Genomic DNA, 12131 nt, shown 5'->3' with positions numbered 1-12131 from the left:
GAAGGCGCGCCGACCCGAACGACATCGACAACGTGAGCAACGTGGAAGGAGACATCTGATGGACATCGCGAACAAGGTCTTCATCGTCACCGGCGGCGCGTCCGGCCTGGGCGAAGGCACGGCCCGCATGCTGGCGCGCGAAGGCGCGACGGTCGTCATCGCCGACCTGCAGGTCGAGCGCGGCGAGGCCCTGGCCAAGGAACTGAACGGCGCTTTCGTGAAGTGCGATGTGAGCCAGGAGGCCGATGGCCAGGCGGCGGTCGCCAAGGCGGTCTCGCTGGGCAAGCTGATGGGCCTGGTGAACTGCGCCGGCATCGCGCCGGCCGCCAAGACGGTGGGCAAGGACGGCGCGCATCCGCTGGCCGTGTTCTCCAAGACGATCACGGTGAACCTGGTCGGCTCCTTCAACATGATTCGCCTGGCCGCCGAGGCCATGGCCAAGAATGAGCCGGAAGCCACCGGTGAGCGCGGCGTGCTGATCTCGACCGCCTCGGTGGCGGCTTTCGACGGCCAGATGGGCCAGGCGGCCTACGCGGCGTCCAAGGGCGGCGTGGTCGGCATGACGCTGCCCATCGCGCGCGACCTGGCCCGCAACGGCATCCGCAACATGACCATCGCCCCCGGCATCTTCGGCACGCCGATGCTGTTCGGCATGCCCCAGGAGGTGCAGGACGCGCTGGCCGCCAGCGTGCCCTTCCCCTCGCGCCTGGGCCGCCCGGAGGACTACGCCAAGCTGGTCCACCAGATCATCACCAACGACATGCTCAACGGCGAGGTGATCCGCCTGGACGGCGCGATCCGCATGCAGCCCAAGTGAGGGCGGCGCGAGCGACCTCCCGCGCGACCTGATCCGGTCGCACCAAAGAGAAAGGCCTCCCGGCTTGCGCCGGGAGGCCTTGTCGTTTGGGGGCGCCGGTGAGCACTCGTGTGAGCCCCACGCGCGCCTCGGCGGCCGACGAGCAGCGCGCTCGCGCGCGCCCTCGTTCCGCGCGATCAGTTCTTCGCGCTGCGCGCGTAGACCGACCACAGGCCGGCGAGGTCCGCCGAGCCGTCCGTGCCCTTGACGGTGCGCCACGTGGCTTGCGCCTTGGCCTTGTCACCGCCCAGGAACTGGGCCAGGCCCAGGTAGAGCTTGGCATCGTCCGGACGCTTCAGGTTGCCCTTGGCGATGCCTTCCTCGATCAGCTTGATGCCGGCGGCCGCCTGGCCGCGCTGCACTTGCGCGAAGCCGACCTTCACCAGCTCGTCGCCCTCACGGGCGCCACGGGCGGCCGTCTCGGCGGCGGCGGCACCGGCCTTGGCTTCGGCGATGCGCTTGTCCAGCAGATCGGCCAGACGCTTCGGACGGGCGTTGTCGTCGGTCGGCTTCAGGGCGCCGGAGGCGAAGCCCTTGTCCAGCACCTTCTTGCCTTCGTCCGGATAACCGGCGGCACCGGCCAGCTGGGCCAGCTCCATGAAGTCACTGCCGTCCTTCATGTTGTCGGTGGCCAGCTTCAGACGCAGCACGTCGACCTGGTAACGGCTGGCGGCGAAGCCCTTCTTGCTTTGCAGCGTGCCCAGCGACTGCGCCCACAGCTGCTTGGTCGGGTAGTAGTTCAGCAGCTTCTGGATGAGGACGGACTCGGTCGCGCCGTCACCCTTCTTGTTGGCGGCCCACAGCGCGGTGTTCAGCTTCTCCTGCGAGGGAGCGCGGCCCGCCTTCTCGTCGGCCGCGATGTCGGCCATCGTGTCCTTCAGGATGGTGGTCACGTCGCCCGAACGCAGCTGCGCCGCGGCCTGGATCTGCTTCATCGCCGGGCTGTTGCCACCTGCGGCGTTGTACCTGTTGACCCACTCCAGCGCCTTGGCGCCATTGCCTTGACGCAGGTAAGTGCCGGCGATGGCTTCCATCGTGGGCAGCTTGTTGGCCGCGGGCAGCTTGCCGGCGGCGCTCAGCGCATCATAGGCCTTGACCATGCCGTCGGCATCGCCCAGGCGGGAGGCGGCGGACAGGCGCAGGCCTTCCAGCGTCGCGTTCTCGTCGGCGTTGCGGCCGGGGACCGCTTCCGCCTCACGGATCTTGCCCATGGCTTCCTGCGCCTTGCCCGCCTTCAGCAGGTCGGACGCGGCCTTCAGGGCGCCACCGACTTGCGGACGCACTTGGGCGGCGGCTTGGGACAGGACGCTCAGGCTGCCCGAGGGACCCTGACCCAGGACCAGGGCGGCGGCGCCCACGGCGGCGGTTGCCAGCAGTTTGAGTTTCATTCGATTGCTCTCCTACGAAAGAAAAAAACGCGCGACCCTCGCGGGCAGCGCGTTTCGTGCAGACATCGTCAGACGGACATCCGGTCTCAGTTCAGGAACTGCTCGTTCCCGACCATCGCCATCTTCTTGACGCCCAGACGCTGCGCCGACGCCATCACATTGGCGACGTAGCCGTAATCGGCCAGCTTGTTCGGCTTGATGTGCACTTCCGGTTGATCCGGAATCGCCACCACTTCCGCCAGCTTGGCTTCGAGCGCCGCGTGGTTGGGAACGGCGGCGCCGTCCCAGAACACGGTGCCGTCGAAGTCGACCGCCACTTCATGGACGATCGGGTCCACGTGCGGCTGGTTCGGCTGCGGAGGCGGCATGTCCAGATTCACCGAGTGCAGCTGGATCGGGATGGTGATGATCAGCATCACCAGCAGCACCAGCATCACGTCGATCAGCGGCGTCGTGTTGACGTCCAGCATGGTTTCGGGATCTTCACCACCGCCGGAGCTTCCAACATTCATACCCATTGTTCAGCTCCTTCAGCCACCACGAGCCGGCGGCTCGGTGACGAACTTGATGGACATGATGCCCGCGCGCTGGCACGCGACCATCACCTTGCCCACGTTCTCGTAGCGCGTCTTTTCATCGCCACGGATGTGAACTTCCGGCTGAGGATTCAGAACCGCCACCTTCTTCAGGCGCGCGACCAGCGTTTCCGTGTCCGGAACTGGCTGCACGCCCCAGTAGATGTCGCCATCCTTGGTCACCGCGATTTCGATGTTTTCCGGCTTGGTGACGCGGATGACGTTCGTCTCCTTCGGCAGGGTCACCCCCACCGATTGCGTCACCACCGGAACGGTGATCAGGAAGATGATCAAGAGCACCAGCATCACGTCCACGAGGGGCGTGGTGTTGATGGTCGAGACCACTTCATCGTCGCCACCGGACGAACCTACGTTCATCCCCATATTGCGTCTCCGCTCGTATGGATTTAGCGGCCCGCGACCTTGCGGCTGCCCATCAGGACACCGTGCAGGTCAGCGGCGAAGGCACGGACTTGACCCATGACCGACTTGTTGCGGTTGACCAGCCAGTTGTAGCCCAGCACGGCCGGAACGGCCACGCCCAGACCGATGGCGGTCATGATCAGCGCGGCGCCCACGGGGCCGGCGACCTTGTCGATCGACGCTTGACCGGCCACGCCGATCTGGGTCAGCGCTTGCAGAATGCCCCACACGGTACCGAACAGGCCGATGAAGGGAGAGGTCGAGCCGACGGTGGCCAGGAAGCCCAGGCCGCCTTGCAGGCGCGAGTTCACTTCGCCGACGGCGCGGTCGATGTTCATCGTGACCCAGGTGTTGTGGTCGATGTTCTCGGTCAGGGCACCTTCGTGGTGGTCCGAAGCCTCGACACCGGTCTGGGCGATGTAGCGGAACGCGCCGGTTTCGCTCAGGCCCTTGATGCCTTCGGCCAGCGACGCCTTCTTGAAGAAGGTGGCGCGGACGTCCTTGGCTTCACGAGCGATCTTGGAGGTGTCCCACAGCTTCGTGAAGAGGATGTACCAGGAGCCCAGCGACATCACGAACAGGATCGCCAGGACGATCTGGTCGACGATGTTGCCGTGGGCGACGATGTTGCCCAGGCTGTAGGGATTGTCGACGGGCTTGGCGGCAGGAGCTTCGGCAACGGCGGCGGGAGCGATGTCGGCAGCGGGAGCGGCGGTCGTGTCGGCGGCGGAAGCGGCGGCCGAGGCGGCCTGGTCTTGCGCTTGGGCAGCCAGCGGGGAGACGGCCAGGGTCGCGGCGCAGGCGACGGCCGCGAACAAGGCAGACAGACGAGAGATCATGGAGTTAGCTCCTACGCAAAAAGTCTTGAACTCAGGTTGAGGGGTCGGGGCGCGGTGGCCCCTTCATTCGGTCGATCGGATCGGAGCGATCCGCCGATCATTCCATGTTGAACACGAATTCCTGTTCCAGGATCGCGTCGCCAGGGCATTCGTACGTCTCGGCCAGCGCGGAGGTGATCGCGCTCTTCAGAGCACGGTCCGCCTTGCGGTCGTTGGCGCCGCGCAGCGTCGCCAGCGAGATCTCGGTGATCTTGCCGGCCTTGACGGTGAACGTGGCCTTGTAGCTCGCGGTGCCGCTCCAGTTGAGCGCCGGCATTTCCGGCTTGCCCATCTTGGTGCAGCTGCCGATGGCCGAACGGACCTTGGTCGGCGACGGGGCCGGAGGTGCCGGAGGCGTCGGAGCGGGCGTCGGACGGAAGTCCGTCTGCGGCGGCGGCGTGTTCGACTGCACCGCGACGGCGGGCGTCGGCGGCGGCGGAGCCGTCACCACCACTTCCGGCGGCGGAACGAACGGCGGCGGCGGCGCCTTGATGTCCGGCGGGGGAGGAATGACCTTCTCCGGCGGCGGCGGCGGCTTGACCTTCTCCTCGACGACCTTGACGTCGATCGGCCCCTTGACGGCTTCCTTGATCTTCGTCGCCAGGCCGCTGGCCAGGGCGCCGATGATCAGGACGTGGACCAGCACGACGAGGCCGAGGCCCGTCAGACGCGATGACCCGCCTTTATCCTGCGCAAAGTTCATGCGCGCTCCTTCATCAAACTGCGAATTTCTTTCATCGAGACTACAAGGGGAGTTCGACTCGACACAGCGTGGGGTCTGTTCAGACGTTCTCGCCGCAACCTGGGGTCAGCAGCGCCTGTCTTGCCGGCTGTGCGAGCGGCGAGCCATGCGGATGCCGAGCCGCCGAAGCGCCAGGGACCGCTGACCTGCCGAATGCAGGGATGGGACACACGAAGACTCGAAAACCCAGGGCACGATACGAACCCGACTCAACAAAAATGCCCGTCAGCTTGTGGCCGCGGGCGTCTCAAGGATCGGTCAAATTCTTGTAGCAAAACTACAGGATTGACCACCTTTCGCGACCTTGATCATAAACGACTTGGCAGAACCGCAAGTCATGGGGTTTGCCCCAGCATGCGAACCTCGCCCAGCATCTTGATCACCCCATGTAACTCGCCGGGACCTGCTCTTCAACGCCCACGGTCCGGCTGTGGGCGGGCTTGATAGGTGTCCTGGTATCTTACTGGTATTGACCTGACGCCCTGCCCGCCCCGTCCTAGAGATAACCCCTAGAACGCACCACACCGGGGCGGATCTCGTCCGAAAACGAAAGCCATCGCCCAGAAGGTGAAAGACCGCCCGAAGGCGGTCTTGGGGGAGCAAGGCGCGTGCCCGCCCGATCAGAAGAACTTGTAGTTCACGCGGCCGTACAGCTGGCGGCCGATCGGGTTGGTGTAGGTCGCGTCATAGCCCACCTGGAAGTTCAGGCTGTTGCGCGACGACGGCGGTTCCTTGTCGAACAGGTTCTTCACGCCGAAGGTGAAGGTCAGCGCCTTGGTCGGCGACAGCGAGGCCTGCGCGTCCCAGGTGGAGTAGTTGCCGACCTTGCGCACCAGCGGGTAGTCGGGGCCGACCGACGTGGGGTCGGTGTAGTCCTCGTAGCCCTTGGTGAAGTTGTTGGTCAGCGAGACGTCCCAGAAGCTGCGCTTCCACATCACGGTCAGGGCATGGCGCCAGCGCGGCACCGCGCCGAAGTCCTTGAACTTGCCCAGGTCGGAGGTCTTGGGCAGGCCGATGTACTGGTAGCCGTGCGTCAGCAGCAGCATGCCGTCGAACTGGGCGCCGAAGGTGCCCCAGTCGCCGGCCTTCAGGCGGTAGAGCGCGCTGAAGTCCAGACCCGACGCGTAGGTCTTGCCCGTGTTCTCCTGCGGCAGGTACACGTAGGCGATCGGGAAGTCCTTGTTCTGGCTGCCGGCGATCGGGTGCGCGGCGTCCGGATCGTTCACCGGGTCATAGCGGTAGATGTACTGGGCGTAGGCGCTGGGGTTGCTCAGCACCTGGATCTCCGACTTGGCGACGATCGGGTCCTTGATGTCCACATTCCAGTAGTCGATGGAGGTGGTCAGGTCCTGGATCGGCGAGAAGGCGATACCCAGCGAGAACTGCTTGGACTTCTCCGGCTTCAGGTTGCGGTCGCCCGAAGTGGCGGCGTCCAGCTGGACCTCGCACTCGCTCTTGTAGAAGTCGACCGGGTTGACGGTGTTGGTGATCGCCACGCCGCCCGGGCAGCGGATCGGGTCGCTCCAGTTGGCCGCGGTGTTGTTGCCCGTGGTGAAGGGGCGCAGGTTCTCGTACAGCGTCGGCGCGCGGTACCCCTTGGCCACCGAGCCGCGCAGCACCAGGTCCTTGCTCACTTCATAACGCAGCGTCGCCTTGGGGCTGAAGCTGGTGAAGCTGGTGCCGAAGTCGTTCTTGTACTTGTCGTAGCGACCGGCGAAGTTGGCTTCCAGGTTCTTCAGGATCGGGACCACCAGCTCGCCGAACACGCCGAAGACCTTGCGACCACTGGACACGCTGGGCACCGGGCCGTTGCCGCCGACCACGTCGCCCGAGGCCAGCACCGGCTCGGAGAACTGGTCCAGCTTTTCCTTGCGGAAGTTGGCGCCGAACGCCGCGCCGACGGCGCCCGCGGCCAGTTGATAGATCTCGCGAGACACGCGGAAGTCCACCTCGGTCGACGTGGAGCTTGCCTGCTGCTGGCGGCCGGTCAGCTGGGCGCTGTCGAGCGCCGCCTTGCTGGTGGCGTCCTGCGGGCCGAAGACGTTGATGGCGCCCGCGGCCACCAGCGGGGTCAGCTTGGCGTAGCTGTACTGGCCGGGGCCGAAGAAGATCTCACCCTCGTTCTTCGAGTACGTGAGCGCGGTGTCGTAGTCCCAGCCCGCGATGGTGCCCTTGGCGCCGATCAGGGCGCGGGTCATCTTGGTCTCGGTGATGTCGGAGCGGCCGCCACCGGCGACCGTCCGCCAGGTGCCGCTGATCGGGCCGGTCGGCGTGACCTTGGTGCCGTCCGGCAGCGTGATCGAGGACGGGTAGAAGCGGCCGGTCGTCGGGTACACCATGTTCACGGTGTAGGGGGCCGGCGAGTAGAAGGACTGGACGCGATCGCGGTTCTGCATGACCTCCGCGATGATCTGGTTGTCCTCGTTGACCTGGAAGACGCCGCGGGCCGTGCCGTTGACGCGCCACTGTTCGGGGATCAGGTCGATGAAGCGGGCGTAGTCGGTGCCGCACTGCGTGGCGTTGCGGATCACCAGCGCGAACTCGGTCGAGTTGCAACCGCCGAAGCGCAGCGGGTTGACGCCCACGTACTTGTTGCCGTTGGTGTCGCTGAAGTTCAGGTTCGGGATGCCGTTGCGAGGCGAGGACTTGTTGATGCCCAGGTCCGGACGGACCGCGGTCTTGGCGAACTCGCGGTCGACGGCCTTCAGCGCCGTGATCTCTTCGCGGCTGGCCGAGACGATCACGTTGAAGCGGTCCTTGGCCAGATCGCCGAAGCCCGCCAGGCCGGTGACGATGGACGAGTTGCCGCCATTGCCGTGCGTCCCCTTGTACTCGGCGTAGCTGGCCTCGGCACCCTGGTAGTCCTTGCGCAGGATGAAGTTGATGACGCCCGCGACGGCGTCGGCGCCGTACAGCGAGGAGGCGCCGTCACGCAGCACTTCCACGCGCTCGACGGCGGACAGCGGGATCGAGTTCAGGTCGACCGGGTTGTTGCCGAAGGCGAAGTTGGCGATACGACGACCGTTCAGCAGCACCAGCGTGTACTTGGAGCCCAGCGCGCGCAGGTTGGCGGTGGCCGCGCCGCCGGTGGCGCCCACGTTGTTGGACACCACGGTGCCGCCGAAGCTCGACGGCAGCAGGCCGATCAGGTCCTGGGCCGTGGTGGCGCCGGTGCGGGTGATTTCCTCGCGGGTGATGGTGGTGACGGGCAAGGCGGTCTCGGCCGCCGCGCGACGGATCGAGCTGCCGGTGATTTCCACGCGCTCGAGCTGTTGCGAGGACGCTTCCTGCGCCTGCGCCCCGATCCCCGCCAGACTCAGCGCCGCCAGAGCGGCCGCGCTGAGCGTGTTTCTTTTGAACATGTGTCGCACTCCTAGATGTGTTGGGACCGCCGCCGAGGGTGTTGGGGGTCGGTCTCCACCGGGTGAGCATCCGTCTCACGCCAGCGTGCGAGCGAGTGTCAGGGGGGTCACCGCCGTTAACCTCCCCGTAATCTCCCTAAATAGGCTAGCAACTCCTTGTAGGCGCTAGGAAAGCGCGGGAAAACACCAAGCGTGCGGCATACGCTCAGCGTTGCACGGCAGCAACGGGCGATGAACGCCCTAACGAGTCGTCAACAAACGTAACGCTCCTCAGAGCGCCCGAATCGGGGCGGAATTGACCGGATTCCGGACAGGAAAAAGGAAGTCATGGATCCGTTCGCGCACAGGGGGCGGGCGCTGTTTCATCGAGGTTCGGACGTACGAAACGGACACGATGCGCGCGAGGCGCTTCGTGTCGTTCATGTAACGTTCAGGATTCCAGGGCCGTCGAGGGCCGAAAGGGACGCGCGGGCCTCTCCCGAGGCGCGCGCCGGACCGCGACAGGGCCGCTCAGGCGGCGGTGCGACGCTCCACCCGCGGCACGGCCGCGAGCAGCGTGCGGGTGTAGGCCTCGCGCGGCTGGCCGAGGACCGCGTCGCAACGCCCGGATTCGACGATGCGGCCGGACTGCATCACCGCGACCTCGTCGGCGATGTACTCGACGACCCCGATGTTGTGGGTGATGAACAGGAAGGACAGGCCGCGGCTGCGCTGCAGCTCGCGCAGCAGGTTCAGGATCTGCGCCTGGACCGAGACGTCCAGCGCCGAGGTCGGCTCGTCGCAGACGATCAGTCGCGGCTCGACCGCCAGCGCACGGGCGATCGCGATGCGCTGGCGCTGGCCGCCGGAGAACTCGTGCGGGAACCGACCCAGCGCGTCGCGGCGCAGGCCCACCTGGTCGACCAGGTCATGCAGCAAGGCCAGCCGCGCGGGCGCGTCGAGCTCGGGCCGCAGCGCGAGCAAGCCCTCCTCCAGCACCTCCTGCACCCGCAGCCGCGGGTTCAGCGAGGCGAAGGGGTCCTGGAAGATGATCTGCACCTGACGGCGCGCCTCGCGCAGCGCCTCGCCGTCCAGCGAGAACAGGTCGCGCGGCGCTCCGCCCTGCCCTGTCGCGACGTCCACCGGCGGATGGAGCAAGGCCTGACCCTCGATGGTGGCCACGCGGCGCAGCAACTGCACGATGGCCTTGCCGGTCGTCGTCTTGCCGCAGCCGGACTCGCCCACCAGCGCCAGCGTGCGCCCGGACTCGATGGACCAGGACACCCCGCCCACCGCGTCGAACCAGCGCTTGGCGCCGCCGAAGAGTCCGCTCGACAGCGGATAGCGGACCTTCAGATCCTTGACCTCCAGCAGCAGCGGCCGCGAGGCGTCCGCATCCGCGGGCGGACGCCCCGCCGCGGCGGGCTGCGGGGCCGGCCGGACCAGCGCCTCGCGCGGATCCGTGTACAGCAGGCAGCGCACCTCGTGGCCGGCTGGCCGATCCTGCACCGCCGCCAGCGACGGGCAGGTCGAGCCGCAATGGACCATGGTCCGGTCGCAGCGCGGCGCGAAGCGGCAACCGTCGAAGTCCTGCCACAGCGGCGGCACGGTGCCGGGAATGGCGGCCAGCGGCTCGCCGCGACGCTCGGCGTCGGGCAACGCGCGCAACAGCAATCGCGCATACGGATGCTTGGGCGCGGCGAAGAAGTCCGCCGCCGGGGCGACCTCGACGATCTGACCCGCATACATCAGCGCCACCTGGTGCGCCATGCCGGACACCACGCCCAGGTCGTGGGTGATCAGCAGCAGGCCCAGGCCGCGCTCGCGCTGCAGGTCCTTGAGCAGCTCCAGGATCTGCGCCTGGATGGTCACGTCCAGCGCGGTGGTGGGCTCGTCGGCGATCAGGAAGTCGGGCTCGGCCGCCAGCGTCATCGCGATCATGATCCGCTGCTTCTGGCCGCCGGAAAGCCGGAACGGGTACTCGTCGATGCGGCGCTCGGGCTCGGGGATGCCGACGCGGCGCAGCCAGTCGATGGCCTTCTGGCGCGCGGCCTCGCCGCGCAGCGGCGTGTGGGCCTCGATCGCCTCGACGATCTGCGCGCCCACCTTCATCACCGGATTCAGGCTGGTGCCCGGCTCCTGGAAGATCATCCCGATGCGCCCGCCGCGCACGTCGCGCATGCGAGCCTCGCTCAGGTCGAACAGGTCCTGGCCGTCCAGGTCCAGGCGGCCGCCGGCGATGCGGCCGTTGTCGGGCAGCAGTCGCATCAGCGCCAGCGCGGTCATGCTCTTGCCGCAGCCGGACTCGCCCACCAGCGCGAAGGTCTGGCCTTGCGCCAGCGTCAGCCGCATGCCGTCGATGGCGCGCACCAGGCCGACGTCGGCGTCCAGGTGCACCCGCAGGTCGTCGATCTTCAACATCTCGTCGTTCCTCAGGCCTGCGCGCCGCCGGCCTTGGCCGCGGCTTTCTTCTTCAAGGAGAGCACCTGCGGCCGCAACTTGCGCGAGCGCGGATCGAAGGCATCGCGCACGCCGTCGGCGAACAGGTTGGCCGCCAGCACCAGGCTCACCATGAAGCCGAAGGCGGCGATGAAGCTCCACCACACCACCGGGTCGCGGCTCATCTCCGAGCGCGCCAGGTTGATCATCCCGCCGAAGCTGTTCATCCCCGGATCGACGCCCACGCCGACGTAGGTCAGCACCGCCTCGTACAGGATCAGGTCGGAGAAGTTCAGCACCAGCGAGATCAGCACCAGGTGCATCACGTTGGGCACGATGTGGCGGACCATGATCGTGGTGTCGCGCACGCCGAAGGCGGTCGCGGCCTGCACGAAATCGGCCTCGCGCAGCTTGAGCGTCTCGCCGCGCACCAGGCGACACAGCGTGGCCCACCCCGTGACGCCCAGGATCGCGCACAGCAGGAAGATCTTCAGGTCGGCGCGCTCGGCGCCGGTGGCGAAGGCCTCGGGGTGCTTGTCCAGGAAGACCTGCACCATCAGCACGCAGGCCGCGATCAGCAGCACGTTGGGCACCGAGGTCAGCACCGTGTAGAAGTACTGGATGACCTCGTCGACCCAGCCCTTCAGGTAGCCCGCCAGGATGCCCAGCACCAGCGCGAAGGGCAGCGTCGCCAGCGTCGACAGCGCGCCGATGACAAAGGCCGTGCGGATGCTCTTGAGCGCCTGATAGAGCACGTCGTTGCCGGTCTGGTCGGTGCCGAACACGTGGTAGTGCCCCATCAGCGCGATGGTCGGACCGGCCAGCAGCGCCGTCACCGACAGCGTCGCCCAGGCGGCGCGCCACGGGTAATGCGTGCGGTCGCCCAGCAGGTCGCGCAGGCCGCGGCGGAAGCCGCCGTGATGCGGCGCCAGGGTCGCCGCGATGGCGAGCGCCATCAGCACCGAGGCCAGCGCCCCGCCCGCCAGACCCGCGAGCGCGCGTCCGGTGACGTCCGCGGCCCACTCGCGCTCGGGATCCTTCAGGTGCGCGCCGCCGAAGGCCAGGCGCGGGAACTCGCGCACGATCTCCTTGCCGTGCTCGACGCTGTCCATGTTGAAGCCCTGGTACGCGAGCGGCGCCGAGTAGCTGGTCTCGCGCATCTCGATCTGGCGCGCCAGGATCAGGTCCAGCACGGATTCGGTGCGGGTCTCGTAGAACTGCTGGCCGCTGGGGCTGTCGGCGAGCGCGCGGCGGAAGTGCAGGCTGTCCAGGGCGGTGAGGCCCAGGAACAGCGTCAGCACCACGCCGGCGCTCAGCGCCGCCGGGTCGCGCAGCACGCGCTGCCAGTTGGCGCGCAGATGCGGGCGGCGGACCAGCCGCACGATGTAGAGGACCAGCGCCGCGAACATCGCCCACAGCGCCGCGTCGGTCCAGAGGATGACGACCTTGAATCCCATGTCGAATCTCTATCCAGTGCTTCGCGCCGGGC

9 protein-coding genes are annotated in these 12131 nt (G+C 67.3%); 1 reads left to right on the top strand and 8 read right to left on the bottom strand.

The annotated features are described in order from the left end of the window. The first annotated feature begins 58 nt into the window (after positions 1 to 58). Positions 59 to 817 carry a 3-hydroxyacyl-CoA dehydrogenase gene (locus MCHT01_RS04605; RefSeq protein ID WP_067062929.1) on the top strand — a complete coding sequence of 253 codons (759 nt, stop codon included), beginning with the start codon at positions 59 to 61 and terminating at the stop codon, positions 815 to 817. A gap of 176 nt (positions 818 to 993) precedes the next feature. Here MCHT01_RS04605 and MCHT01_RS04600 read toward each other — a convergent pair whose 3' ends face one another. The 8 genes from MCHT01_RS04600 to MCHT01_RS04565 form a co-directional block, all read right to left on the bottom strand. Next, the gene (locus MCHT01_RS04600) at positions 994 to 2244 is read right to left on the bottom strand and encodes a hypothetical protein (RefSeq protein ID WP_067062927.1); all 1251 of its coding nucleotides are present in this window, start codon (positions 2242 to 2244) and stop codon (positions 994 to 996) included. Positions 2245 to 2330: 86 nt separating this feature from the next. Continuing rightward, entirely contained in the window at positions 2331 to 2762 is a 432-nt protein-coding gene (locus MCHT01_RS04595) for an ExbD/TolR family protein (RefSeq protein ID WP_174549034.1), read from the bottom strand. Between the two features lie 12 nt (positions 2763 to 2774). Next, positions 2775 to 3203, bottom strand: a complete 429-nt coding sequence (locus tag MCHT01_RS04590; RefSeq protein ID WP_067062922.1) for an ExbD/TolR family protein — start codon at positions 3201 to 3203, stop codon at positions 2775 to 2777. 23 nt (positions 3204 to 3226) lie between these two features. Further along, complete coding sequence (locus MCHT01_RS04585) at positions 3227 to 4081, bottom strand: MotA/TolQ/ExbB proton channel family protein (protein WP_067062919.1); 855 nt, start codon at positions 4079 to 4081, stop codon at positions 3227 to 3229. Between the two features lie 97 nt (positions 4082 to 4178). Next, entirely contained in the window at positions 4179 to 4823 is a 645-nt protein-coding gene (locus MCHT01_RS04580) for a hypothetical protein (RefSeq protein ID WP_067062917.1), read from the bottom strand. A 659-nt stretch (positions 4824 to 5482) separates the two neighbouring features. Then, positions 5483 to 8224 carry a TonB-dependent receptor plug domain-containing protein gene (locus tag MCHT01_RS04575; protein ID WP_067062914.1) on the bottom strand — a complete coding sequence of 914 codons (2742 nt, stop codon included), beginning with the start codon at positions 8222 to 8224 and terminating at the stop codon, positions 5483 to 5485. A 510-nt stretch (positions 8225 to 8734) separates the two neighbouring features. Next, on the bottom strand, positions 8735 to 10624 hold the full coding sequence (locus tag MCHT01_RS04570) for an ABC transporter ATP-binding protein (RefSeq protein ID WP_067062911.1): 1890 nt from the start codon (positions 10622 to 10624) through the stop codon (positions 8735 to 8737). Positions 10625 to 10635: 11 nt separating this feature from the next. Beyond that, entirely contained in the window at positions 10636 to 12099 is a 1464-nt protein-coding gene (locus MCHT01_RS04565) for an ABC transporter permease (protein WP_067062908.1), read from the bottom strand. Between the last annotated feature and the right edge of the window lie 32 nt (positions 12100 to 12131).

The organism is Mitsuaria chitosanitabida ATCC BAA-476 = NBRC 102408 (assembly GCF_001598255.1).
In the GTDB taxonomy this organism is placed as follows: Bacteria; Pseudomonadota; Gammaproteobacteria; order Burkholderiales; family Burkholderiaceae_C; genus Roseateles; species Roseateles chitosanitabidus.
This window is presented reverse-complemented; position numbering and strand designations above follow the sequence as displayed.